This is a genomic window from Pseudoalteromonas tunicata (assembly GCF_002310815.1).
Classification (GTDB): domain Bacteria; phylum Pseudomonadota; class Gammaproteobacteria; order Enterobacterales; family Alteromonadaceae; genus Pseudoalteromonas; species Pseudoalteromonas tunicata.
Genome location: NZ_CP011033.1, coordinates 948,709 through 974,301, shown reverse-complemented (window position 1 = coordinate 974,301; position 25,593 = coordinate 948,709). Strand labels below are relative to the sequence as shown.

Annotated in this window: 21 protein-coding genes; 10 read left to right on the top strand and 11 right to left on the bottom strand. The window is 36.6% G+C overall.

Annotated elements, in window-relative coordinates; translation table 11 throughout:
- Positions 1-19 precede the first annotated feature (19 nt).
- On the bottom strand, positions 20-829 hold the full coding sequence (gene ppsR, locus PTUN_RS21665; RefSeq protein ID WP_009836547.1) for a posphoenolpyruvate synthetase regulatory kinase/phosphorylase PpsR: 810 nt from the start codon (positions 827-829) through the stop codon (positions 20-22).
- Between the two features lie 273 nt (positions 830-1,102).
- On the opposite strand from ppsR, the gene ppsA reads away from it, so the two are divergent.
- Complete coding sequence (gene ppsA / locus PTUN_RS21660; protein WP_009836548.1) at positions 1,103-3,502, top strand: phosphoenolpyruvate synthase; 2,400 nt, start codon at positions 1,103-1,105, stop codon at positions 3,500-3,502.
- Between the two features lie 46 nt (positions 3,503-3,548).
- On the opposite strand, the gene PTUN_RS21655 is transcribed toward ppsA, so the two are convergent.
- Positions 3,549-3,758 carry a PGPGW domain-containing protein gene (locus PTUN_RS21655; RefSeq protein WP_009836549.1) on the bottom strand — a complete coding sequence of 70 codons (210 nt, stop codon included), beginning with the start codon at positions 3,756-3,758 and terminating at the stop codon, positions 3,549-3,551.
- 143 nt (positions 3,759-3,901) lie between these two features.
- Here PTUN_RS21655 and ydiJ point away from each other — a divergent pair, with 143 nt between their 5' ends.
- On the top strand, positions 3,902-6,946 hold the full coding sequence (ydiJ, locus tag PTUN_RS21650) for a D-2-hydroxyglutarate dehydrogenase YdiJ (RefSeq protein ID WP_009836550.1): 3,045 nt from the start codon (positions 3,902-3,904) through the stop codon (positions 6,944-6,946).
- A gap of 25 nt (positions 6,947-6,971) precedes the next feature.
- Here ydiJ and PTUN_RS21645 read toward each other — a convergent pair whose 3' ends face one another.
- Both PTUN_RS21645 and PTUN_RS21640 read right to left on the bottom strand, forming a co-directional pair.
- Positions 6,972-8,165, bottom strand: a complete 1,194-nt coding sequence (locus tag PTUN_RS21645) for a cation:proton antiporter (protein WP_009836551.1) — start codon at positions 8,163-8,165, stop codon at positions 6,972-6,974.
- Between the two features lies 1 nt (position 8,166).
- A complete protein-coding gene (locus PTUN_RS21640; RefSeq protein ID WP_009836552.1) occupies positions 8,167-9,378 on the bottom strand; it encodes a tyrosine-type recombinase/integrase in 1,212 nt (403 codons plus the stop codon).
- A gap of 431 nt (positions 9,379-9,809) precedes the next feature.
- Between PTUN_RS21640 and PTUN_RS21635 the strand changes: the two genes are divergently transcribed.
- On the top strand, positions 9,810-11,027 hold the full coding sequence (locus tag PTUN_RS21635; RefSeq protein WP_040643425.1) for an RsmB/NOP family class I SAM-dependent RNA methyltransferase: 1,218 nt from the start codon (positions 9,810-9,812) through the stop codon (positions 11,025-11,027).
- A gap of 44 nt (positions 11,028-11,071) precedes the next feature.
- On the opposite strand, the gene PTUN_RS21630 is transcribed toward PTUN_RS21635, so the two are convergent.
- Positions 11,072-11,521 carry a hypothetical protein gene (locus PTUN_RS21630; protein ID WP_009836554.1) on the bottom strand — a complete coding sequence of 150 codons (450 nt, stop codon included), beginning with the start codon at positions 11,519-11,521 and terminating at the stop codon, positions 11,072-11,074.
- A gap of 622 nt (positions 11,522-12,143) precedes the next feature.
- Here PTUN_RS21630 and PTUN_RS21625 point away from each other — a divergent pair.
- Entirely contained in the window at positions 12,144-14,018 is a 1,875-nt protein-coding gene (locus PTUN_RS21625; protein ID WP_009836555.1) for a DEAD/DEAH box helicase, read from the top strand.
- Between the two features lie 103 nt (positions 14,019-14,121).
- Here the strand turns inward: PTUN_RS21625 and PTUN_RS21620 are convergent, their stop codons facing one another.
- The gene (locus tag PTUN_RS21620) at positions 14,122-14,619 is read right to left on the bottom strand and encodes a YehS family protein (protein ID WP_009836556.1); all 498 of its coding nucleotides are present in this window, start codon (positions 14,617-14,619) and stop codon (positions 14,122-14,124) included.
- Between the two features lie 212 nt (positions 14,620-14,831).
- On the opposite strand from PTUN_RS21620, the gene PTUN_RS21615 reads away from it, so the two are divergent.
- The 5 genes from PTUN_RS21615 to PTUN_RS21595 all read left to right on the top strand — a co-directional run bounded on the left by PTUN_RS21615 (position 14,832) and on the right by PTUN_RS21595 (position 18,141).
- Positions 14,832-16,205, top strand: coding sequence for a COG3014 family protein (locus PTUN_RS21615; RefSeq protein WP_009836557.1), 1,374 nt, complete (start codon positions 14,832-14,834; stop codon positions 16,203-16,205).
- Positions 16,206-16,215: 10 nt separating this feature from the next.
- Complete coding sequence (locus PTUN_RS21610; RefSeq protein ID WP_009836558.1) at positions 16,216-16,677, top strand: YcfL family putative periplasmic lipoprotein; 462 nt, start codon at positions 16,216-16,218, stop codon at positions 16,675-16,677.
- A 21-nt stretch (positions 16,678-16,698) separates the two neighbouring features.
- A complete protein-coding gene (gene lpoB, locus PTUN_RS21605; RefSeq protein WP_009836559.1) occupies positions 16,699-17,301 on the top strand; it encodes a penicillin-binding protein activator LpoB in 603 nt (200 codons plus the stop codon).
- A gap of 18 nt (positions 17,302-17,319) precedes the next feature.
- Complete coding sequence (locus PTUN_RS21600; protein WP_009836560.1) at positions 17,320-17,793, top strand: outer membrane lipoprotein; 474 nt, start codon at positions 17,320-17,322, stop codon at positions 17,791-17,793.
- 99 nt (positions 17,794-17,892) lie between these two features.
- Positions 17,893-18,141, top strand: a complete 249-nt coding sequence (locus PTUN_RS21595) for an RNA recognition motif domain-containing protein (RefSeq protein ID WP_009836561.1) — start codon at positions 17,893-17,895, stop codon at positions 18,139-18,141.
- Positions 18,142-18,155: 14 nt separating this feature from the next.
- Here the strand turns inward: PTUN_RS21595 and PTUN_RS21590 are convergent, their stop codons facing one another.
- A complete protein-coding gene (locus PTUN_RS21590; protein WP_009836562.1) occupies positions 18,156-18,824 on the bottom strand; it encodes a Crp/Fnr family transcriptional regulator in 669 nt (222 codons plus the stop codon).
- Positions 18,825-19,173: 349 nt separating this feature from the next.
- Here PTUN_RS21590 and PTUN_RS21585 point away from each other — a divergent pair, with 349 nt between their 5' ends.
- On the top strand, positions 19,174-19,491 hold the full coding sequence (locus PTUN_RS21585; RefSeq protein ID WP_009836563.1) for an Mpo1-like protein: 318 nt from the start codon (positions 19,174-19,176) through the stop codon (positions 19,489-19,491).
- Between the two features lies 1 nt (position 19,492).
- Here the strand turns inward: PTUN_RS21585 and PTUN_RS21580 are convergent, their stop codons facing one another.
- The 4 genes from PTUN_RS21580 to PTUN_RS21565 all read right to left on the bottom strand — a co-directional run bounded on the left by PTUN_RS21580 (position 19,493) and on the right by PTUN_RS21565 (position 25,558).
- Positions 19,493-19,996, bottom strand: coding sequence for an Mpo1 family 2-hydroxy fatty acid dioxygenase (locus PTUN_RS21580; protein ID WP_009836564.1), 504 nt, complete (start codon positions 19,994-19,996; stop codon positions 19,493-19,495).
- A 74-nt stretch (positions 19,997-20,070) separates the two neighbouring features.
- Positions 20,071-20,763 carry a Crp/Fnr family transcriptional regulator gene (locus tag PTUN_RS21575; protein WP_009836565.1) on the bottom strand — a complete coding sequence of 231 codons (693 nt, stop codon included), beginning with the start codon at positions 20,761-20,763 and terminating at the stop codon, positions 20,071-20,073.
- Between the two features lie 133 nt (positions 20,764-20,896).
- Positions 20,897-22,036 (bottom strand): aspartate-semialdehyde dehydrogenase, encoded by a 1,140-nt coding sequence (asd, locus tag PTUN_RS21570; RefSeq protein WP_040643426.1) that lies wholly within the window; start codon positions 22,034-22,036, stop codon positions 20,897-20,899.
- A 798-nt stretch (positions 22,037-22,834) separates the two neighbouring features.
- A complete protein-coding gene (locus PTUN_RS21565) occupies positions 22,835-25,558 on the bottom strand; it encodes a TonB-dependent receptor plug domain-containing protein (RefSeq protein WP_009836568.1) in 2,724 nt (907 codons plus the stop codon).
- Between the last annotated feature and the right edge of the window lie 35 nt (positions 25,559-25,593).

Below are 25,593 nucleotides of genomic sequence, written 5' to 3'. Positions count from 1 at the left end.
TTTAAAAGTGCCTTTTTTATTAATATTTTCGACGTTCTAAACCTGTCTCAGCAATAATTTTAGCTGATATTTCTTCAACAGAATAATGGGTTGAACTTAAGTAAGGGATTTTGTGATTTTTATACAACATTTCAACTTCTCTAATTTCAATCCTGCACTGACGAAGCGAAGCATACCGAGAATTGGCCATCCGCTCATGTCGTATCGCCGCTAAGCGTTCAGGATCAATCGTTAATCCAAAGAGCTTTTTGCGATAGGGGACTAGAGCTCGTGGTAATTTCAGTTCATCCATATCATCTTCGGTAAAAGGATAATTGGCTGCTTTAATGCCATATTGCAACGCAAGGTATAAACTTGTTGGGGTTTTACCACATCGACTCACACCAATTAAAATGATGTCAGCTTCAGCATAATCTTTTAAGTTTGCCCCATCATCATTTGCTAATGCATAGTTAACTGCGTCAATTCTAAAATCGTAATTTTTTTCGTGAATGCTATGAGTACGGTGAGTTCGAGGAACCGGTGATACATTTAATTCAGCTTGCACTTGACCGCTAATCGTATTTAAAAAATCATAACATTTTGCGTCGGAGGTATTTATGATATCGGACAATTCTGGATTTACGAAGGTAAAAAAAACCAATGGTTTTTCACCAGCACCACGGCAGCACGCATTTATTTGCGCTTTCACTTCAAGTGCTTTTTCGATTGTCTCAACAAAAGGGATGGTAATATGTTTAAAATCAACCGGAAATAAAGAAAGAGTAGCATGGCCAAAAACTTCTGCTGTTATTGCAGTACCATCAGAAATATAAAAAGCAGTACGCACGAGTTCTCCTTAAACATGCAAAAAAGCCGCATGGATATTAAATAACAATGAGTTAAATTTAATACGTGTGTTTACGTATGTATGCAGCACAGTGTAGAATTAGGGTGCGCTTTATGGAAGGTTTATTTAAACTTTACTAAAGTTACATATTGTTGTTCTGTAACTTAGAAGTGCTAAAGCTGTATTAACCCCGTTCAAATCTAGGGATTGATTAAAATAGTTATACAAGAATGTAAATTATTTTAACCCTTTAACTATATAGTGAAATATTAAATGATTTCAAATAGTACTACACTCTCTCAAGAATACATTCTCTGGTATCAAGATTTAGGCATGCATGATGTTCCTCGCGTAGGAGGTAAAAATGCATCTCTAGGTGAAATGATTTCTAACTTAGCAAACGCAGGTGTCCAAGTCCCTGGTGGTTTTGCTACAACATCGGTAGCATTTAATGACTTTTTAGAGCAATCTGGTTTAAATGCCCGGATCTATGATGTATTAGACCAATTAGATGTAGACGATGTTAATAAGCTCGCACAAGTGGGTTCAAATATTCGTCAATGGATCATCGACACACCGTTTCAACCTCAATTAAATCAAGCAATTGAACAAGCTTATAATCAGTTACATGGTGATTCACACGCTGATGTTTCTTTTGCAGTTCGCTCATCGGCAACAGCAGAAGACATGCCAGATGCTTCGTTCGCTGGACAGCAAGAAACCTTCTTAAATGTCCGTGGCTTAGATGCTGTTATGATAGCTATCAAGCATGTATTTGCCTCATTATTTAATGACAGAGCTATTTCGTATCGCGTGCATCAAGGTTATGACCACCGCGGTGTTGCTTTATCTGCGGGTATTCAACGCATGGTTCGTTCTGATAAAGCAGCCTCAGGCGTAATGTTCAGTATTGATACTGAATCTGGTTTTGAGGATGTTGTATTTATCACCTCTAGCTATGGCTTAGGCGAAATGGTGGTGCAGGGTGCTGTTAATCCAGATGAATTTTATGTTCATAAACCAACTTTAGCCAAAAATGTACCTGCAGTTGTTCGTAGAAACATTGGTTCAAAAGCAATTGAAATGATTTACTCAACTGATTTAAGCCATGGCAAACAAGTTGAAATCGTTAATATTGAAGCTGCAAGAAGCAACAAGTTCTCAATAACTGATGCCGAAGTAATGGAACTTGCAAAACAAGCTGTCATTATCGAAAAACATTATGGCCGTCCAATGGATATAGAATGGGCCAAAGATGGTAACGACGGTAAATTATATATCGTACAAGCTAGACCTGAAACGGTTCGCTCTAACGAAGATACTAATGTGATGGAACGTTATCAACTTAACGAAACATCAAATGTAATCGTTGAAGGCCGTGCAATTGGTCACAAAATTGGTTCGGGTGTGGTACGAGTACTTAATTCAATTAGTGAAATGGATAAAGTACAAGTCGGTGATGTTCTTGTTACAGATATGACTGATCCTGATTGGGAACCAATCATGAAACGTGCCGCAGCTATCGTTACAAATCGTGGCGGTCGTACATGTCATGCCGCTATCATTGCTCGTGAACTTGGGATCCCAGCGGTAGTTGGTTGTGGTAATGCAACTGATTTAATCAAAAATGGTCAACTTGTCACAGTTTCTTGCGCAGAAGGTGATACAGGTTTCATTTATGAAGGCCAGCTTAAACACGAAGTGATCACATCTCGTGTTGATGAAATGCCTAAATTACCTATGAAAATAATGATGAATGTCGGAAACCCAGAGCGCGCGTTTGATTTCGCTCGTTTACCGCATGCTGGCGTCGGTTTGGCTCGCTTAGAATTCATTATTAATCGCATGATTGGTGTTCATCCAAAAGCACTTATTAATTTTGATAAACAACCTGATGCTATTAAAGCTGAAATCAATGACATGATTGCAGGTTATGAATCACCAGTTGAATTTTACATCGCTAAATTAGTTGAAGGTATTGCGACTCTTGGTTGCGCCTTTGCACCAGAGCGCGTTATTGTCCGTATGTCTGATTTCAAATCTAACGAATATGCAAATTTAGTCGGTGGTCGTCAATACGAGCCAGAAGAAGAAAACCCTATGATCGGTTTTCGCGGTGCTGCACGTTATATTTCGGATGATTTCCGCGAATGTTTTGCACTTGAATGCGAAGCAATTAAACGTGTACGTAACCAGATGGACATGCAAAATGTTGAAATTATGATCCCATTTGTTCGCACATTGGAAGAAGGTAAACGTGTTATCGAGTTACTCGAAGAACATGGTCTAAAACGTGGCGAAAATGGTTTAAAAGTGATCATGATGTGTGAGTTACCATCAAATGCATTATTGGCAGACGAGTTTTTAGAATATTTCGATGGTTTTTCAATCGGTTCTAACGATTTAACCCAATTAACCTTAGGCTTAGATCGAGATTCAGGTTTAATCGCCCATTTATTTGATGAACGTAATCCAGCCATAAAAAAATTACTTTCAATGGCTATTCAAAGTGCTAAAGCAAAAGGCAAATATGTAGGTATTTGTGGCCAAGGTCCATCTGATCACGCAGATTTTGCGGCATGGTTAGTTGAACAAGGTATTGATTCAGTATCATTAAATCCTGATACTGTTTTAGAAACTTGGTTATACCTAGCTAAACAACTTAAGCACTAATCATTTTTTTAATCAAAGATTGATAAAAAGGGAGCTTTGCTCCCTTTTATTTTTTGAGTGCTTTATCAATTGCATAGCACGATTTTTGCAGTAGGGATTGACAACGTTTTAGATAATAACGCGCTTTTGGATAGTAAAAAGATAACAAAAATAAACCTAACATTATAAAAATTAAAGAAGGTCCAGGCACAATAAAGAAAATAGCCCCAAGCACAAAAAACAAAATCGCAAAAAATGTAAAAAAAGTTTTTTTCATAATTATTCACTCCTTAGTCGCTTAAGTATAACCAGTTATAAATTACAAAGTATTAAATGATGTTACAAAACATCAATGGCTTAATTTTCAAAGTAAAATCACGTGTTATAATGCCAATCAAGCAGTCACTATAATTCGCCGTCATGATAGCAATAATCGATCAACAAAAAACCGTACCTGATTTAATCAATAATTATATCGAATACTTAACCAACAATGGATTTTCTGGTGATTGTGATATTAGCTATAGCACCCGCTTAATCTCATCGACAGATAACAGTATTTACCAAGAACTTCCTCAAGCCGTTATTTTCCCAAAAAATAAAGATGATATTAATTTAGCACTCAAGGTCGCGAGCCAAGATAAATTTTCAAGTTTGACTTTTGGACCTAGAGGCGGAGGGACTGGCACAAATGGCCAATCGTTGACCCCCGGTATCGTAGTTGATTTATCTCGCTACATGCGTGAAATTATAGAAATTAATGTTGAAGAAAAGTGGGTACGTGTAGAGGCTGGTGTAATAAAAGATCAATTAAACGATTACCTAAAACCTTTTGGCTTTTTCTTTGCACCTGACTTATCAACGAGTAACCGAGCAACAATAGGTGGCATGATAAATACGGATGCATCTGGCCAAGGTTCTTTAGTTTACGGTAAAACCAGTGATCATGTTTTAAGTTTAACAACATCATTAATTTCCGGTGTTGAGATTCTTACCTCACAAATAGCTATTGAAACTGCAAAAAAGATAGCAGAAAAACATGACTTAGAAGGGCTGATTTATAAAACTGTACTTAACATTGGCCTTGAGAAAAGAGAATCGATTTTATCTAAATTCCCGCGACTAAACCGGTTTTTAACTGGGTATGACCTCGAACACATCTTTAATGAAGACTTAACTAAATTTGATTTATCAAGAATCATTACTGGTTCTGAAGGTTCATTGGGAATTGTTACTGAAGCAAAATTAAATATTACACCCATTGCTACTTATAAAACGCTGATCAATATAAAGTATGACAGCTTTGATTCCGCCTTAAGAAACTCACCATTTTTAGTAGCAGCAAACGCAACTTCAGTTGAAACTGTTGATAGTAAAGTTTTAAATCTTGCACGTGAAGATATCGTTTGGCATTCAGTATCGGACTTAATAAAAGATGTGCCAAACAAAACCATGCTTGGCCTCAATATGGTTGAGTTTAATGCTGAACAACAAACTGAGATGGATGAAAAAGTTAAATCTTTATGTCTGCAGTTAGATGAAAAGATTAACCAACAACAAGAAGGGATTATAGGTTACCAAGTCCTTACTAATAAAGCTGATATACTTAAAATTTATACCATGCGAAAAAAATCGGTTGGTCTATTGGGCAATACTAAAGGTCAACAAAAACCGCTCGCGTTTGCTGAAGATACAGCCGTACCCCCTGAAAACCTCGCTGATTTTATCGTGGAATTTAGATCGTTGCTCGACAGCCATAATTTACACTATGGTATGTTTGGCCATGTTGATGCTGGTGTTTTACATGTACGACCCGCCTTAGACATGTGTGATCCCATTCAAGAAAAATTATTGCGAACTGTTTCAGATCAAGTTGTAAAACTGACGGCTAAATATGGTGGCCTGATGTGGGGCGAGCATGGTAAGGGTTACCGAAGCGAATACGGCCCAGAATTTTTTGGTGAAGACTTATTTTTACAACTTCGGAAAATAAAAACGGTGTTCGATCCAACGAATCGTTTTAATCCTGGCAAAATTTGTACGCCTCTTGATTCAAAGGATCAACTCGTCAGTGTTAATGGACAGAAAAGGGCATGGTTCGACCGTGAGATTCCAACAGTAGTTAAAACAAGTTTTGAAAATGCGATGAACTGTAATGGCAATGGTTTGTGCTTTAATTATGATGAAGCATCACCTATGTGTCCATCCTACAAAGTAACGGGAGATCGTAGATATTCACCAAAAGGTCGCGCAAGTTTGATGCGAGAATGGTTACGTTTACAAAACGAACAAAACATTGATGTCTTAGCAGTTGAAAATCAACTTATCGCAGGTAAAAAAACGAGCTGGTTGACTCGCCGTGAAAATGATAAAAATAAAGCCAAACAACTCTATGATTTTAATCATGAAGTAAAACAATCTATGGATGAATGTTTAGCTTGTAAAGCATGCACAACTGCATGCCCAATCAAAGTTGATGTTCCCACTTTTCGGTCTCGATTTTTAAATTATTATCACAGTATTTATAACCGCCCATTCAAAGATTACATTGTCAGCAATATAGAAATGACTGCGCCTCTGATGTCAAAAGCAGCATGGCTAATTAATCCATTTTTGAAAAACAGTGCGATACAATCTTTAATTAAAAAGACGGTTGGGTATGTCGATACTCCAATTTTAAGCCAACCTACTTTAGCCCAGCAATTAAATCAAAATCAAAATCACAAATTTGATTTTGATTTTGTTTCAAAATTATCAGAGCAAGAAAAACAAAATACGGTTTTGATTGTTCAAGACCCTTTTACCAGTTTTTATGAAGCAGAATTAGTAACTAGTTTTGTGCAACTAATTGAAAAATTAAACAAACGCGTTTTTGTTTTACCATTTAAACCAAATGGTAAGGCTCAACATGTAAAAGGATTTCTAAATGAATTTCAAAGTACAGCTAAAAATAGTGCTGAGTTTTTAAATCAAATAACTAAATTAGGTATCCCACTTGTTGGACTCGATGCATCACTAGTCATGTGTTACCGCGATGAGTATAAATCAATTTTGAAAAATGAGCGGGGAGATTTTTCAGTATTACTTGCTCATGAATGGTTAGCTGATCAAGAATTTCCTCAACTAAATAATAAAGTTGAACTGCCATTAACTTTATTAAGTCACTGCACTGAAACCACTGCGCTGCCTCAATCAGTTAATGTATGGAAAAATATTTTTCAACAACTTGGTTATCAATTAAAAACGCCGGCAACTGGTTGCTGTGGTATGGCGGGGACTTATGGTCATGAAGTTCAAAATCAAGAAAACTCTAAAAAGTTATATCAAATGAGCTGGAAACCAGAAATAGATGCAGCGCCAATTGAAACAATTTTAGCAACTGGTTTTTCTTGTCGAAGCCAAGTGAAACGTTTTGAAAAACAAAAACCAAAACATCCGATCGAGTTTTTAGCAAACATCTTATAATTTAATAAAAAGGCTTAGTTAAAAGCTAAGCCTTTTTAAACAGATTGATTAATGGCCGTGTTGAAATACCATGTAACAACACACTCAAAAGAATGACACTGAAACTCACTTCAACAATTTCATTTTTGTATGGAATGTCACTTTGGTAGACCATTAAAGTAAATACTATAGATGCCATTCCTCTTGGTCCAAACCACGCTAAAATAATTCGATCTTTAATACTTAGCGCAGTAACATTTAGCACAATAAAAACAGGTAACATGCGAACTAATGTTAAAGCTAACACACTGAAGAAAATGATTTTAAAATTCAAATGAGTGAATAATAAAATACCGGCTAAAAAGCCAAACACACACCAAATTAATGACGACATAAAATCTGATAATTGCTCAGAGTCAGATAATAATTTTTGTTTTACATTGCCTTTATAAAACCAATCAAAAAATAGTCCAGCCACAAATGCGGCAATAAATCCACTACCGCCAAAATATTGAGTCAGTGCATAAATACAAATTGCTAAAGACGTCATTAGGAATGGACTGGTAGTTTTAGCAAATAAGTGTCGTTGTTCACAGTAAGAAATTATTTTTAACGTTATGAACATCGATACGGTTGCAAGGCTGACAGCAATTCCAATTTGATGCAAAAATAAATGCAAGACTAGACCAATATTTTTAGATTCCTGCGGTTGGTTAATCATTAACATAATCAGTAAAAAAATCGGCACACATAAACCATCATTAAGCCCACTTTCAAAATTAATTCCTTCTCGCAATTTCTCAGGAACAAATTTATTCACAATAAAGCCTTTGCATAAAGCCGCATCTGTAGGTGTTACTATTATCGCGATTAATGCAGCATACATAATTGGTAAACTTGGAAAAATAAATTGGGCAATAACCGCAGCGAGTAAAAATGTTAAGGGTAGGGCAACAAGCAATAATAATGTGGGTATGAGCCAATTAGTTCGTAATGTTTTTAAGTTTGAATTTGATGCATCAATAAAAATAACGGATGCCAAAGTCAATTCAACAAAAATTTGAAATATCGGCTGCACGTTACTTAAATCAACAGATGTTTCGAAAACAAAATAATGGATAGCGAGTCCAACAAAAACAAAGAACATCGGCCCGGTGATCTCTGCATGAGCAAACTGCCTAACAGCAACAGAATAAATAAAGGCTGAGCAGGCAACAAAAAATAAAACCTGATATTCCATGTTAAATTTTCCTATTAATGCCTGACTTAGCGCGGTCTTTTACATTTGTTTGAATATAAATTTGGTCCGTTGTAGCAAGTTTTGCATGACCTAAATCCTCTGATAAATGCTTTAAAGGTCGCGTTTGGGCATCATGTGTTGCACCTGTATGTCTGAGCCAATGTGCAGTTGCACAACTAAGTTGCTCCGCATCATCAATAAATCCATCTTTTCTTAAAGAATGCTCTGCAAGATCAAAACTTTGTTTTACTAAGCGCCGAATTTGCCTCACTTCCATACCCCCTTGGCCTCGAATTTTATGAATAATCGGGAAGGGCTCATCAGCAGTTGGTAAACTAGGAAGGCCTCGATATATACGGTAACGTTTAAGATAATGAGTAAAATCATCGGATAAAGTCACATCACGTAACTTATTGCCTTTTCCCATAACACGTAAAAACCAAAAGCCATCATTATCTTGCCAAAAATGAGACATAACAGGTGACCATTGTGGACGTTCAGACAATTCAGATATTCGTAAATATAAACCTTTTAAACATGCCAAGGTAAATAGATTACGCTCAAAATCAGGCTCTGTAGCGCATACGTCTTTTGTCACGCCAAAAACATACTCCCATTGAATATCACTAAGAGTATCTGGTTGATTTATTTGAGATTGAACAATCAAAAAAGGGCTATTTTTTTTAACTACAGGCACATAATTAGCGAACGTTTTTTCTTCTAAAATTGCAAATTTATAAAAAACATTAAGCGCGGTAAACATAGACGAGATTGTTTGCTGACTAATAGCGCTTTTTTTTACCATAAAAGGGCGCCAATTTTTGTTAAATATTCTCTGTCCTTCTTTATCTTTATAACGCCATTGCACAGAATCACTTGACCAAGAGCCTAAAGGTTCCATAACAAATTCAACATAGGCTTCAATGTCATCACGTCTTAGATCAAAAATTGATTTATGCTGAATACACCAAGACCATAAATAGAAACGTTCTATTTCATTTCTAAAACGACTATAAGTTGCTTCAGATTTGCGGCCATAAACATATAGAAATAAGTAAAGAAATTTCAGATCGGTTTTAACTTGTGGAACATCTAAGAATATGGTTTTGATGAATTGATTTAATTCAGGATATTCAGTAGCAAGCGTATCATCTTCTAAATGAGCAATTTGATAACGTAATTGTTTTAAAGTATCAACTAAGGCAACAAGCATAAAGTAAAATCATTTTCTTATTTTTTGTTATTATAAACTTAAGTCCGATACTGTCTAGTATTGGACTTAAATTATTTCACCGTTAATCGCTTAATAAACAAGCAAAATAAGGTGAGTTAATTTTTATTAATCTTAACTCATGTGATGATAAAAGATAAACACATACAATTTAACATAATCTTAATTATTGGCTGTTAGGTTTGTATTTGTACTTAATTAAGCACGCGGTAAAACATAAATTGTAAAGTACTTAGTTGTATTAGGTATTTTTTTAATTAAATTATTAATGCGTATTTTTTTATTGTAAATAGATATAAATAAGATTACTGCTTCAATGTTATTATAAATATTTTAAAAATAATGCATTATTAATTTGCCTAAAAGCGCCAGAACTCCTATCATCTCGGCGATTTTAAAAAATGGTAAAGCCTATGTCACAACTAATTGTTACACCCCGAGTTTATGAAGCAGTGCTCACTATCTTAAATAATGTAGCCCAAGCGCAATGCCCATTAGATAAGGCCTATGCTCAGCATTTTTTTAATTTTGATTATGCCAGTCAAGATCATGCTGTTATCACCCAGATCACAGGTGATATGGTACGCAAATTAAACCTCTATAGTTTCATTACTGGCAATACCATTACGCATATTACTTCAAATCCAGCTGTACTCTTCTATGCTTGGTCAAAGATAGAGCAACAGACTATCCCAAGTTTTATCGAGTTAACACAACAAGAAATTGATAATGTTGAACAACTAATAGATACGGCAAAACATAATCAATCTCTTATGGATGGCTGCCCTGCTTGGCTCAATACATTAGGTGAAAATGAACTTGCCGATTCATGGCCACAAGAACGCAGCGCACTCGCTCTTGCAGCAAAACGTTTTATTAGAGCAAATCTATTAAAAACAAACACAGTTGAATTACAAAAAACGTTAGAAAAAGAACACATTACAACGCGCTTAATAAGCGATTGTGTAACCGCGCTTGAAATCACCTCAAACAGTTCATTATTCAAAAGTTTAGCCTTTAAAAATGGATTATTTGAGCAACAAGATGTGGGGTCGCAGCTTATTATTGAAGCTCTAGATGTAAAACCAGGTATGCGAGTGATTGATGCATGTTCTGGTGCAGGTGGTAAAACCTTAGGCCTGGCAGCTTACATGAAAGGTAAAGGTCGCTTACTTGCTATGGATATCGAAGAACATAAATTAGCAGCTTTAAAGCAACGGGCTAAACGGGCTGGCGCTGACAATATTGAAACCCGTTTAATTACGTCAAGTAAAACAATTAAACGTCTAAAAGAAAGTGCCGATCGTTTATTACTTGATGTACCTTGTAGTGGTCTTGGGGTGTTAAAACGTAATCCCGATGCAAAATGGCACTCTGATATGAGTGAGTCATTACCTACTTTGCGTCATCTTCAGCAAGATATATTAACCCGTTATAGTAAAATGCTAAAGGTAGACGGAATCATGGTTTATGCAACCTGCTCTATTTTGCCTAGCGAGAATGAACTGCAGGTGAGTGCTTTTTTAAAAGCTAATCCAAATTATAAATTAATAAATGAAACAACTATCAGCCCTGCTCAAAGTGGATTCGATGGGTTTTATTTTGCTTCCTTACAACGTATTAGTGCATAAAAAAACCGACGAAAGTCGGTTTTTTCATCTCAAACAAATAGCAATTAGATTGCAACTTTGTCGCTGTTACGCTTAATGAATTGTTCAATCTTAACACCATTACACTGTAATGACTTCAACTGGCGATTTGTTTTTAAACTATTGATCCCTTCGTGTAATGCTTTAACACATAAATTAGATTCAACTTTAGAATCAGCTGCATAAAATGCTACTTTAGCATTATTAACTACAGCAACCGACTTTGCTTTAGCAAATTTTGCAGCAAACTTGTCGATTGGTTGACCATTACAATAGAAATTTGTATCAAAACGGCTGATATAGAGTCCATTTGTATTAGCAAATTTACGCGCTGCAGAAAAACCTTGCTCTGCTGCAGTTAAACAAATTTGGCTATCGATAGAGCTATCTGCTGCATAAAATTTATCTGTATTTGCTTGCGCTAATACATTTGAAGATGCCGCAACTAAACCAACAACTAATAGAGACTTTAACATTTATAACAACCTTTTTTTGAACGGATGAACGAATTTTGCGCAGATTATAACGAGCAATTTTTAATCGTCAATTAAATAAATTAACCAATGATTAAAAAATAATTGCATTAAAAATTCATTTTCAATTTACATACAAAATGAACAATTTGCTTACAAACCAAACATCTCTATCACCTTCGATATTAATCTAGTTTTTACACTTTTATTAATGTTTTACTGTAAGCTTTAATCCTATAAATGAACTACACCGCTTTATTTAATCAATTTGCAATGTGATAGTACTTGCTTTAAAAATTTAAACCTGTATAGTGCGCACCTACTCCGACAGGTGCTTGTTTATTTATTAAACACATTTAAGCCAAGGTCGGTTTTACTCGCTGAATCACTTGGTTCACAGTAAAAATATTAGCCGAGGTTTAAAGAGCCCATGTGCACAAGCTACCTAGTTTGTTGCAATATCAAGACTGAGATTACGCGTTTATAGAAATTATTCTTTATTGAATAAATTCATGGTGAGAAATGCGACTGTTGAAAGGTCAAGGGGATGTCTTTTAAGGTTTTTTGACCTCGTTCAAAAATACTGAAAATCAATTTTGATTTTCACTTTATATAAGAGACATACATGACAGATACTACACAAGTCCGTTTTGACCAATTAAACCTTCTTGCGCCTGTTCTTCAAGCTATAAACGAAATGGGTTATATCACCCCAACTCCAATCCAATCACAAGCTATTCCTTCATTATTAGCAGGTAAAGATGTATTGGGTGAAGCGCAAACTGGTACTGGTAAAACTGCGGCTTTTGGTCTGCCTTTGTTATCACGTTTAGACGCCGATTTAAAACAACCACAAATGCTGGTTGTGTGCCCTACTCGTGAATTAGCAATTCAAGTTGCTGAAGCCCTAACTGATTTTGCAAAACATATCCGTGGTTTATTTGTTGCTACCGTTTACGGTGGCCAATCATACACACCACAACTTCGTGATTTAGCCCGTGGCCCACAAATTGTTGTTGGTACACCAGGTCGAATGATGGATCACATCAAAAAAGGTCGTTTAAAATTAGACAATCTTAAAGCATGTGTTCTTGATGAAGCTGATGAAATGTTAAACATGGGTTTCTTAGAAGACATCGAGTGGATCTTGAATCAAATTCCTGATCAAACTCAAATGGCGTTCTTCTCTGCAACTATGCCAGCACCAATTAAGAAAATTACTAATCAATTCTTAACTGATCCTATACACGTAAAAATTGCGGTACAAAAATCAGATAAGCCAAAAATAACTCAAAAATCATGGACTGTAGGCCGTATAGGCAAAACAGTTGGTTTAGAGCGTATTGCTGAAGTTGTTGATTACGATGCAATGATTGTTTTCGTTCGTACACGTAACGATACGTTAGTACTTGCTGAGCACTTAGTAAGCAAGGGCTTTAAAGCTTCAGCATTAAACGGTGACATGCAACAACAAGATCGCGAGCGTATTGTTGAGCAATTAAAAAATGGTCGCATCAATATTCTAATTGCAACTGACGTTGTAGCCCGTGGATTAGATGTACCACGTATTACACACGTTATTAACTACGATTTACCGCATGATTCTGAGTCTTATGTTCACCGTATTGGTCGTACAGGCCGTGCTGGTCGTGAAGGCGAAGCTATTTTGTTTGCTTCACACCGTGAAGTGCGTAGCTTAAGCCGTTTAGAGCGTATTACTGAAGGTAAGATTGAAGTATTTGATATGCCTACAGCTGAGCAACTAGGTCAAGCACGTATTGAACGTACTCAGGCTGCTTTAGTAAAAGCAATGGAAGTAAACGACTTAGCGAATTTCCAAGCAATCGTTAGTCAAATGGCTGAGCAAAGCAATACGACACCACTTGAGCTTGCTGCTGCATTATTATTTGATCGTCAAATTGCACTTCCTTTCCACCCTAAGGCGGATCCGGTAGAGCGTGAGTTTGCTGCTCGTTCAGATCGCGGTGGTCGTGACCGTAATGATCGTTTTGACCGTAATGATCGTAGCGAGCGAGCTCCACGCGAACGTTCAGAGCGTCCACGTCGTGATAACGGTGAGTTTGATACATATCGCTTTAACGTTGGCCGTACGCATGGTGTGCGTCCAGGTGATATCGTTGGTGCTGTTGCAAATGAAATCAAAATTGATTCAAATGATATCGGTCAAATTCGTTTATTTGATGGTTTCACACATGTTGATTTACCTAAAAACATGCCAAAACCAGCATTTGAAAAATTACAGCAAGTTTTAATACGTAAACATAAGATTTCACCAAGTTTGGTTACTGCTGAACAAGCTGCTGCAGCTGATTCACAGCGTGAAGAACGTGCTCCACGTTCAGATCGTAATGATCGTGCACCACGTGAGTTCCAACCTCGTCGTCGTAACGAGCGTAATAATGACCGTGGCGATAAAAAGCCAGTGCGTAGTTTTAAAGCTAGCGGTGAAGGTCGTAGCCGTCCAAGTTTTGAAGGTTAATCAAAACTAAATATAAAAAAGGTAGCTTAGCTACCTTTTTTATTGCCTAAATTTCGATACAAAAAAACCGGATACTATCCGGTTTTTTTATCTAACGTAATAACTAAGCTTTTTTATCATTCGGACGATATTTTAAACACAAGCCTGTTAAAAAGTTTCGCATAAATTGGTCACCACATGGTTTAAAATTACGGGTACCACGTTTACGAAAGAATGCACCTAATTCAGCTTTAGTAACACGGAAATCCGCTTTTACCATAATATCAAGTAAATCTTCTTCACGAAGCTCTAAAGCAACACGGATTTTTTTCAAAATAATATTATTATTAAGACGAACTCGCTCAGTACTTGGTACTGATGTTGCTGGATCTGTGGCTGTTTCTTCTTTGACACCACGATTTTGAATAATCAATCCATCTAGAAACTTTTCAAGTACCACATCAGTACATTCGATATAACCCTCTTCTTCTTCTTTTTTGAGTAAACAGCTAACAGAAAAAGGTTTAATTTTGTGATCTGCAAGTAAGAAAATTGCTTGCATACTTTCTTCACGAAGATTAAGGGCATAGCGTAAACGACGTAGGACTAAATTATTGATCATAGGGTGCTCCAAATTTGGTGCAACAAAATACCACAAAACAAGCTTAAAACACAGAAATAATCAACAATGTATGCCAATCTAACCATTAGAATTGCTTAAGTAATAAGCGTTATTTTACTACTACGTTTTTTTACAATTTAACTACAATTGCTGACGGTAAAAAAAAGTGAATAGGTTAGAATGAACTTAACTTGTCTTTTTGTATTGTTAAGATGTTTAAACGCCCTTTTATTGTTTTGCTTTCATTAGTGCTTAGTGGCTGTGCCAACTTAAGTCTATCAAACATGTTTAATACCTATAGCGATCAGTATCAACAAACGCGTATTGCTCTCAATTCAAATAATTTAGAAGCAGCACAACTGTCAATTAATTTGAATACGCCCTCAGATACTAACTATCAACTTGATTTAGTTGAAAAAGGTAAAATTGCCCAGTTAGCGCAAAACTATAAACAAAGTCTAGAATATTTTAATTTGGCGATTGAAAAGCAAAAAAGTGAACAATTAAAAGCACAAATTCAAATCAGTAAATCAGGCGAACAAATAGGTGCTTTGCTGAGTAACGATAATGCGCTCGCTTACAATTTGCCACTGCATGAACAAGTCTTAGTGCATACATATCAAGCTATCAATTATTTGTCTGATAAAAATAATGAAGCGGCTATGGTTGAAATAAGACAAGCGCATATTGTACAAAGTCAGTTGCTACAACAGCAAAATCTAGATTTATCAGCACGCGCTTTATCTGATGAACAAAATTTTGGTGTTGACTGGCACAGTGTCAATCAAGCGTATCCGAAAATGGACAATGTGATAGGTTCTAAACTCAACGGCGTTCAAAATGGTTTTATGCTAGTACTGTCTGCTTTAATGTATGAAAGTGCAGGACAAATAGACGATGCATTGATTGATTTAAAAGCGGCATTGGTGCTTTATCCAAATAATCCCTATTTGCGTACTGAAGTGGAGCGTTTAAGTGCAAGGCAAACCGGAGGCAAAGCATCGTACAATTCCAATACCCATGGTCGATTAGTGATCCTCTATGAGCAGGATTTAATTACGCCTAAAGATGAGTTAATGCTGCGTTTACCTATTTATACCTCAAGTGGTGATATGCGTTTTTACAGTGTTGCACTACCAACTTATCAGTATATTACCCCTACTCGCCCGCTGTCAGTTCAGTTTAAAGATAAAATGTTGCAAGGCAGTGAAATAGCAAAATTCAACGCACAAGCCGCAGCCAATTTAAAAGATAATATTTCCCTGCTCATCACAAGGCAATTGGGTAGATTAATCGCTAAAGAACAAGTTAGACGTACCATGGCAAAAGAAGGCGGTGATGTGGGAAATGTAATCGCCGCTTTATATAACTTAGCATCAGAACGCGCTGATACCCGCAGTTGGTTAAGTTTGCCTAACAATGCGCAAATAGTCAGTAGCATTGAACCTATTGGTACAGCTAATTTGGCACTGTTAATTGATGGACATCAGCATCCTGTCAGTATTGAAATCAAACCAAATTCCACCTTGTTACTGTTAGTTAAATCAAACGGCCAAATGGTACAAAACAACATTTATTATTTATAAAGGAGTCACGATGAAACAATTTACCTTAGTGAAATTATCCAGTGTAATCATATTTGCAATTGCGTTAAGTGGCTGTGTCCATAACCCAATTACGACCGGCATTGGTACCAAAACCATTTCTGTAAATCAAAAAATGTTAGATGAGACTAGCTTACAAAACTATATTGAGGTTGATAATAGTCGCCTGGCAGGCCGTTTACACATAAGCCAGATATTAACGCGTAAACAAAATGATTATTTAAATGTAGCAGTGCAAATTAAAAGCGATTATCACAAATCTCAGAAATTACAGTACCGGATCAGCTGGTTCGATCAACAAGGGTTCGAAATAGAGCCAAACAGCCAAAATTGGCAACCCATCGACCTACATGGGGGGCAAAATAAAGAATTACTTGGTCTTGCTCAGAATACGCAAGCCAACAGCTTTAAATTTTATATTCGTGAAGTTGCAACCCAGCTACAACGTTTTTAATTAAACCAATCAGGAAAACTTATGAAAAAATTATTTATCACCTCAGCCATTACCTGTACTTTATTGACTGTTTCGGGTTGTGCAAATCGCGCAGTTGTAAGTTATGGTGACGCACAAGCCGTAGAAACCACCGATATTAATTTTGGCTCCACTGATTTGCAAAAAGTGGCTACAGAAATGACCAACTCTTTATTACTGTCTCCTGTCGTGGGTACTTTGACACAAAATAATCGCCCTGTTGTTTTTGTTGAACGCTTAAAGAATAAAACCAGTGAGCATATTGATACTGAATCAGTGACAGACTCAATTTCGACTCAGCTATTACGCTCGGGCAAGTTCCGATTTATTGATATGACTCGTGTTGAAGCAGTTAAAGATCAACTTACTTTTCAAAATGAAGCTGGCGTGGTTGATCCGAAAAAGGCTCTAGCGTTTGGTAAACAAACAGGCGCTCAGTACATGTTATACGGTAATTTATCAAGCATAGTAAAATCGAATAAAGATACCGCAGATGTGTATTATAAATTCACCATGAAATTACTTGATTTAGAAAGTGGCCTTATTGAATGGGCAGACGAAACTGAAATTCGTAAAACCCGCCAAAAAGCTAAAATTGGTTGGTAACAACTGGAGTGATATCAAATGCCTAAATATTTAGTTTATGTTTCACTTATACTTTTAGCTTTTTTTTCAACATCGAGCAAAGCCCATTATGAGCGCAACAAAGCAGTACCGGTTGAAAAAGTACTGTTTGGCCAAATTACGTCTAAACGTGAAATCACTGAAACTGAAATAGTGACTGATAGACGCAATGGTTGGAACCATTTTGGTGGTGCGTTAATTGGTGGTGCCATTGGTAATCAATTTGGCGATGGCAGTGGTCGGGTAGCTGCAACAATATTAGGGGCATTAATTGGCGCCAATGCATCATCAAATCGCCAACCTCGACAGCACATCTACCAGCAGCAGCTTGTTGAGTTGATGATCCGCACCGAGCACGATGGTGAATTTATGGTTATCCAAGATAATGATCCAAAAATGCAATTCAACGCTAAAGACAAAGTAAGAATGGTGTATTTAGCCAATGGCAACGTCAGAGTCGATCGTGATTACTAAATTTAAAGGCTATCAGTCAATTATTAATATAGTGGACGAGCAATAACTGATATCATGGCATGTCAGTGCCTCTGCACGTCCTTAAATGATAAGATTTAAATGAAACTATTAATTCGTAATTTAGCCAAAACACTTACCGAAGTTGAGCTTCGCAACAAACTTGAACAATTTGGTACCGTGCAATCATGTACCATAGTGCTTGATGCTGTAACTCAACAATCTAAAGGTTTTGCTATTGCTCACATGCCTAAAGTTGGCGAAGCCAAATTAGCAATTAAATCACTAAATGGTGAGAATCTCTGTGGTTCAGTGTTACGCGTGAAAAAATACGAAGAGAAAACCGAATAAGTAAATTGTTCGGTTTAATCTTGCCGTAGTTTTTTTGCTAAATCCTGCGTGATCATTGCCTCTAAAGCATTTTTCATTGCAGGATTTCGTTTTAGTAGTTGCTGTAATTCTGCTTGTGGCCAATATAAAATACGTGTCGGTTGGTTAACTATTACGTCAGCATTGGCAGCTTGATCGAGTGTAAAACTGAGTTCCCCAATAAAATAACCATCACGTAAACTTAATTTTTTACAATTATCGACAATAATATCGACCTCTCCGTTATAAATAAAATACAACGCGGGTACTTTTTTTCCTTGCTTAGTTAATACATCACCCGCTTCAAATGTTTGCCAATGCCCAACATGGATTAACTTATAAAACTCAAACGCACTGAAGCGCGCAAAAACAGTCGCGTATAATTCCTTTTCTTCTTCTGTAAATTGAATCGACTTTTGTCGATACCACAGTAATGTCAACATCACAGCGTTAACTAATACTAAAAGTGACTCTGAGGTAATATCAAGCCAAAGAGGTTCAGTCCCAATAGTTGCATAATAGATAACAAAACAAGAGGATGAAATAATGGTGAGTAGTCTAAGCCAAAAGATAGAATTACAACCAAAAGCAGAGAGTGCTGATACGTAGGCAATAAAATAAATAAGGTAGTTCGGCCAGTTATCTAAAAATAATTCGAGACTCATCTATATCCACCCATTAAGTAGCGTCAATATCGCCACAGCAAGTTTGGTATGCAAGCGCAAGTTATGCCAATTTAATTAAGCTCAATACTGAACAATAAATCTATCACAAGCGGCTAGTTTCAATGCTAAATCGTTGGATTAAGAGGGGAATAGGCTTGTTATTAACGTTTAAATCGGCCTTGTAAGCTTTAAAAATCAATGGCTAGAGTTAATTAACAGCGATATTTATATTTATTTCAGTATGTTAGTAAAACTCTTATTCAATATTGATGTTAATAAACAAGATCATACTATTTTGTTTTAGTTGTACTTATGGCATATATTACTGAAGTTAATATAAGGATAAATTATGAAGCAATCGCCAACACCACAACAGTTTTCATGTTTTAGTGCATTTTACCCTTATTATCTCAACGAACATAAAAATCGTACCTGCCGATGGTTACATTTTATCGGTACTTTCTTAGTGATTATGCTGAGTTTACTCACTGTGTATTGGTCAGAGCCAAAAATATTATTATTTGTACCTGTGGTCGGTTATGGCTTTGCTTGGATTGGGCATTTTATATTTGAAAAAAATCGGCCTGCGACATTTAAAGCTCCCTTTTATAGTCTATTAGCCGACTTTCGTTTATTTGCTGATATGTTAATGGGTAAATATCACTAAGTTAGTTTGTATGGCGTTTAAGTGGGCCCACCTCGGCTTCTATCGTGGCCTTTAAAGCAGCAAAGAAACCAAAATGAAATAACCATTCAACCACTACAAACAAGGGTCCAATAATTAAACCACTTATATCATCAACAAAGGCTGGTTTTTTACCCTCATAATAATGGCCAATAAACTGTAAAACCCAGCCAACTACAAATAAAGGAACGCCTAGCAGCCAAGAGTAATGAGCGGCCAAAATATCAGCAACAACCAACAATGGCAGCAACAAAACAAGCATAATCAGGCCAATTATTCTATTTAAGCTGAGATAAAAAGCAGACAAGAAAAGCACAACAATTAGCGATAAATTGATTGTAACTTCAGCAATCTGCCAACTTGTTTGCGCCATTAGCACTAAAATACTCAGAACAATGAGCGGAATACCAAAAAAGTGGGTCGTTAAATTTCGTGGATCACGATGATAAGCGGCATAACTTGTTAAATATTGTTCAATTTTTTTCATAAGGTTACCTACATTAAATTAGTAAATTGATGTTAGCAGTTTTATTATTGCTATGATGTCAGCTAGCCGACATCTTATTGTTCAATCATCAGCTGTAACTTCAATTTAGTTAAATTAATAATTTCAATCTTTAAGGTACTCAGTTTTAAAATATCATCCGCTACTAATTCGTTTAGTACTTGGTTACATGTTTGTCTTGAAGTTGCTGCTAAAGCAGACAAGTGAGATTGATTAAGCGAAAAAGTTAAGTTTGGCTGTTCACTAAACGTATAATTTTCAGCCAATAAACACAGCTGTTTGATGATCCTTTTTTTTGCACTTAATAACCGTAAATCCTCATAAGCAACAAACATCATGCGTAATTTATGACTCATTAACTTGGCAAAGTAGCGCCAACACGTTGGATTTAAAGCTAAAAAGGAAGTGATTTTTTGTTGTTTTATGAAAAATAATTGTGTCTGTTCAAGTGTCATTGCATCATGAGTGCGAGGTGCAGCATCAATTAGCGATATTTCACCAAACCAACTAATGGAAGTTAACAAAGCAAGCATTGCCTGGTTGCCAAATTGATCAAGCCCTAAGATATTGACAGAGCCAGACAATATTGCATAAAAACCATTTGGCTCATCGTCACGATAAAAAATAGCCTGCTGTTCACCAAAGGCAATCACCTGTCCTTCGTTAACTAAAAAATCTTGTAAATTTATTGGTAACTGACTAAACCAAGCATCACTTTGCAGTAGATGTTTTAATTGTAATTTTGTCACTCACGATCACTTTTAGCGAACAGATATTTTTTAGTTTACGTAAAATTATGTAATAGTCACTGGTTGCTTTGGTTTATTTTAAGCGATAAAAAACCCTGAACAAAATCAGGGTTTAGAAATAAGTAGTAATGAATTAAGCGTATTGTTCAATTATTTTAAGCATACGACGAAGTGGTTCTGCTGCACCCCATAATAATTGATCGCCTACCGTAAATGCACTGATATATTCTGGACCCATATTTAATTTACGAATACGGCCTACAGGAATAGTGAGTGTACCGGTTACTTTTACTGGTGTTAGGTCTTGGGTAGTCAATGCTCGGTCATTTGGAATAACCTTAACCCATTCATTGTGACTAGCCAAAATAGCTTCAATTTCTGCGACCGAAATATCTTTACGTAACTTAATTGTCATTGCTTGTGAATGGCAGCGCATTGCGCCAATACGGACGCATAAACCATCAACTGGAATAGGTGCCGCTTGGGTGCCTAATATTTTATTTGCCTCAACCTGAGCTTTCCATTCTTCCTTAGATTGACCTGAAGGCATTGGCACATCAATCCATGGAATTAAACTACCTGCTAGAGCAACACCAAACTGTGCAGTGGGTAAGTCATCGCTTGCGATTTTTTCGCTAACAATTTTATCAATTTCCAAAATGGCAGCACGTTCGTCATCAACAAGCCCTGCAACAGACTGATGTATGGTGCCCATCTGAGCAATAAGCTCTTTCATATTACGAGCCCCAGCGCCTGATGCAGCTTGATACGTCATAGGGCTGACCCATTCAATTAAATCACGCTCAAATAAACCACCGAGCGCTAATAACATCAGCGATACAGTACAGTTTCCACCAACAAAGGTTTTAACTCCAGATGCTAAACCGTGTTTGATCACATCAAGATTAACCGGGTCGAGCACTATAATGCTGTCATCTTTCATGCGAAGTGCCGATGCAGCATCAATCCAGTAACCATCCCAACCCGATGCACGAAGCGCTGGATACACATCATTGGTATAATCACCACCTTGGCAAGAAATGATGATGTCCATTTTTGCCAATGCTTGGCAGTCATTAGCATCAAGTAATGGCTTGGCAGGGCCAGCTAAATCAGGGCCAAGTTGGCCTGCTTGCGAGGTGGTAAAAAAAGTAGTGTCGATATGAGCAAAATCATTTTCTTGTTGCATACGCTCCAATAATACAGAGCCAACCATACCCCGCCATCCGACTAATCCTACTTTTTTCATTGTTTGTTCCACTGTTTGAGTCATAAGAAATACCTAATTCATTAAAAATTAAAATTCATTGCGTGAGATTTAATTTTTAGACGGATTAATCTAGCACTGTGATTGAGGCAACACCAGTATTACTCATAGAACATAAAATTTTTTCATATTCAATCAATAGGCATATTTTTGGTAGCTAGATTATTGAACGTCATCGAAAACGCAGGTATTTTTAACGACTAACTATCTCCTAATTTAGCCTTTATTAGAATGTAACAACCAATTGTTTGTAACTAAACTGGTCAATGCAAATGCAATAAGCACTTATGATAGTCTGGAACTTTATTGAGGAATATATTGCGTATTTCTTTATACTTTAAAGTGATTCAAGCCATTTAAAAAAAGACGCTTTTATCAACTTCTTATCTTTAAATCAACTTTACAAACAGCGAGGTCATAAGGAAGAACTAACAGGGAGTATTGAAAAAATGTGATGTGGATGAGGATTAATATACTAAATATGATGGTAGCTCATGGGTTTCAAAAGGTACTGGTAGCGAAATCAATGTTATCTGTTATGTGCAAACATTAAGTGCGGTCACTAAAGTAAACAATGAGCTCAGTAAAGAATGGACTCTTACTTCATTGTAAAACTCCCGACATTGCTATCAGTCATAACTCTACTCAGCAATAATCTGCTTTAAAAATTAATACTGATGCTTGATACCAATTTATCATTAAATTATTGGTTTTTAATTGGTGTTAAAAAACATAATAAAAAGCCCTACACTTCGTAGGGCTAGGATAATAAAGGTTAATGATAACAGCCTTTATTAGATAACTTTAAAACCCATAACTAAAGCTAAGACTGACTTCACTAGGTGTTTCTTGAGAACGAATTAGCACATCGTTTTGCTCTACTTCAAAGTTTTGTCCCAACATATTTTTCACTTTAAGTGTTAATGTAGTATTAAACGTTGGGTAATAACTATAAACCATGTCTAACGAGTTTAAAGGTTGTTCGTAAGCATCATCAAAGTTATTAACACCCGCAGCTAAAATACGATCACCAAATACATTATAGATAACAGATGCTTGATGCATGCCATCATGTGAATCGTAATTCAATTGTAAGTTTGCAACATACTTTGAATGCCCCGTCATACGTCGCTTAAGGTTAGTGAGATCGCCGCGTTGTTCTTCAGCAATTTCAACTTCTGAATCACTGATAGTTAAATTACCAGAAGTAAAAAAAGCACCTCCTAATAAATCACTGTGTAACTCAGTTAACCATTCAGCCTCAATACCGTAAACATAAGCTGTATCAGCATTATCAAACTGTAAGGTAAAACGACCATCACTTTCTGTTAATAAAGCTTCGATTGGCTTATCAATATCTTTATAGAAAGCACCCACTGAGTAATTATCGCCATTTTCCATGTAAAATTCGATGCGCGCATCAAAGTTATCTAGGTAACTAGATTCTAAGAATGGATTACCAAGAGTTCGATAACCAGTAAGCGGATCTTGGAATTGTACAGGGCTTAGTTCTCGTAAATCAGGGCGTACAACCGTGTTGCCATAACCAAAACGAACCTGGTACGATTTCTGATTATATGTCATAGATAGCGAAGTAAAATACTCATCTTCCATCACACTCGCTTGTTCTATCGCATCGGCACTTAATTTATCAGCCAGTAAAGCAGGATCAAATGCTGAGCGAGAAAAAGCAAGCGCAACTTGGCGGAAGTCCTCGTAACGCACACCACCACTTAAACGCCAATCTTGAGCAAACGTTACGTCAAAAGAGCCGTAATATGCGTCAATCATTTGCGCTGCTAAGTAATCATCGGCTGTCGGCTCTTGGAACAATAACTCGACATCCGTTGAATCAATCACAGCATCGTTAGCAAAATAACTGCCGATTGAAAGTGCATCGTCTTCACTTTGGGCCAATTCTAAAGATTGAGTTTGGCTAAAGCGATAGTTAAAAAAGTCTGTACGGTAATCACGTGTTTTTTCAACAAAATAACCACCACCAGCAATTTCAACTTCGGCGTTATCAAAGTAAAAAACTTTGTTTACATTAACGCCCCAGTTTTCGACATCATCTTCTAGGTCGACAAATCGATATAAATAGGGGTTACCACCTAAGCTACCATTGTAAAAAGTACGTTGATATTTACCATCTAAGTACTCATCACGAACCGTTACTTTAAGCTCACCTGGGATACTTGTTGTCGCCGTTGAGTCTGTATATTGCCAATCAACGCCAACACCTTCAAGAAAACCCCAATCTAAATTGTGCATTCCACGAAGTTGAAGTATTTCAAGTTCACGTTGCTCAAAAGAGGTTAAGTGACTGCGTTGTAATTGCCCAGCATCAATACTTAACGATTTTGACGGCTCTTGGTAAAGCGCAACAGAGGCCTCATCTTCAGTATCTCGTAACATCATATAGGTTGCTGTTAAATCATGACCGCCAATTTTATAACCTAAATTTAGAGAGCTATTTAACTTTATATTATGTGTTGTTGACACTTCTTTCTCTGTTGCAGAGTAGCAAGTAAAGTCATCTTTTGAACATGCCGACTCAGAAGCGTCTACAGAAGACAGTACTGCACTAAACTTCTCAGCATTAGACCATTCATTTTCATAGGCAACTGACGCTAAGAAACCAAAAGATCCGTCTAAGCCGAATAAGTTATCAAAACGGTCGCCATAGACAACTTTAATACCAGCATCAGGATTCAAACTTTCTTTTTCTAAACCAAAATCTCTTGGTAATGCTTTGGCTAAACTTTTATTTAAGTCTATCGCTGCTGCTTGACCAATATCAACACCCTGACGTTTTGACTCTACATCTCTAATATTTCTATATGAAATATCTGATAAGCCATTGATATAGGTATTGAGTGCTGTCTTAACTGAACCAGATAATGCACGAGTGCCATCATCTTTGCCTAGCCAATCATCACCGCCACCATTATAGGTATAGCCTTCGTCGTTTGTATCTTTATAACTAGCCCCAATTTCTACTTTAAATAAAGTTTCATTTGGAATGCTCTTGGTTCTGATATTAACGTCACCCCCACCAAAAGCTGCTGGCATGTTAGGTGAGTAGGCTTTTTGCACAGCCAAGGATTCGATGATACTTGATGGGAAGATATCAAGTGGAATTACATTTCGTGTAAGATCCGGGCTTGGAACTATCGCGCCATTTAAACGAACGCTTGAGTAACGCTCACCTAATCCGCGTACATAGATAAACTTATCATTTACTAAAGATAGGCCCGTGACACGGCGAAGTGCCGAAGCTGCATCGCTATCACCCGTTCTCGATATTTGCTCTGAACCCATAATATCAGCAACGAAAGCTTGATTTTTACGTTCATCAATTACCGCACTAGCACTGCCTTTAAGACGAGTACCTGTTGCGACAACTTCTTCAATCGCTTCTTCATTTACTATTTCTTGTGCTTGATCAGCGAAAGAATTAAATGAAGAAAAAAGGGAGAGCAGAGATAAAGTTATTAGGTTGGTTTTAAACTGCTTTTGATGTTTCATATTTATGTCCTCTAAACCTAAAATTCCCTTAAAAA

Bases quoted from the DNA above. Each gene is read 5' to 3' on its own strand.
- PTUN_RS21635 (WP_040643425.1), top strand. From the start codon at position 9,810: ATGTCACAACTAATTGTTACACCCCGAGTTTATGAAGCAGTGCTCACT.
- PTUN_RS21590 (WP_009836562.1), bottom strand. From the start codon at position 18,824: ATGAGTCTCGAATTATTTTTAGATAACTGGCCGAACTACCTTATTTAT.
- PTUN_RS21625 (WP_009836555.1), top strand. From the start codon at position 12,144: ATGACAGATACTACACAAGTCCGTTTTGACCAATTAAACCTTCTTGCG.
- PTUN_RS21595 (WP_009836561.1), top strand. From the start codon at position 17,893: ATGAAACTATTAATTCGTAATTTAGCCAAAACACTTACCGAAGTTGAG.
- PTUN_RS21645 (WP_009836551.1), bottom strand. From the start codon at position 8,165: ATGGAATATCAGGTTTTATTTTTTGTTGCCTGCTCAGCCTTTATTTAT.
- PTUN_RS21565 (WP_009836568.1), bottom strand. From the start codon at position 25,558: ATGAAACATCAAAAGCAGTTTAAAACCAACCTAATAACTTTATCTCTG.
- ydiJ (WP_009836550.1), top strand. From the start codon at position 3,902: ATGATAGCAATAATCGATCAACAAAAAACCGTACCTGATTTAATCAAT.
- PTUN_RS21585 (WP_009836563.1), top strand. From the start codon at position 19,174: ATGAAGCAATCGCCAACACCACAACAGTTTTCATGTTTTAGTGCATTT.
- PTUN_RS21640 (WP_009836552.1), bottom strand. From the start codon at position 9,378: ATGCTTGTTGCCTTAGTTGATACTTTAAAACAATTACGTTATCAAATT.
- PTUN_RS21620 (WP_009836556.1), bottom strand. From the start codon at position 14,619: ATGATCAATAATTTAGTCCTACGTCGTTTACGCTATGCCCTTAATCTT.
- PTUN_RS21655 (WP_009836549.1), bottom strand. From the start codon at position 3,758: ATGAAAAAAACTTTTTTTACATTTTTTGCGATTTTGTTTTTTGTGCTT.
- PTUN_RS21580 (WP_009836564.1), bottom strand. From the start codon at position 19,996: ATGAAAAAAATTGAACAATATTTAACAAGTTATGCCGCTTATCATCGT.
- PTUN_RS21600 (WP_009836560.1), top strand. From the start codon at position 17,320: ATGCCTAAATATTTAGTTTATGTTTCACTTATACTTTTAGCTTTTTTT.
- lpoB (WP_009836559.1), top strand. From the start codon at position 16,699: ATGAAAAAATTATTTATCACCTCAGCCATTACCTGTACTTTATTGACT.
- ppsA (WP_009836548.1), top strand. From the start codon at position 1,103: ATGATTTCAAATAGTACTACACTCTCTCAAGAATACATTCTCTGGTAT.
- PTUN_RS21610 (WP_009836558.1), top strand. From the start codon at position 16,216: ATGAAACAATTTACCTTAGTGAAATTATCCAGTGTAATCATATTTGCA.
- PTUN_RS21630 (WP_009836554.1), bottom strand. From the start codon at position 11,521: ATGTTAAAGTCTCTATTAGTTGTTGGTTTAGTTGCGGCATCTTCAAAT.
- asd (WP_040643426.1), bottom strand. From the start codon at position 22,036: ATGACTCAAACAGTGGAACAAACAATGAAAAAAGTAGGATTAGTCGGA.
- PTUN_RS21615 (WP_009836557.1), top strand. From the start codon at position 14,832: ATGTTTAAACGCCCTTTTATTGTTTTGCTTTCATTAGTGCTTAGTGGC.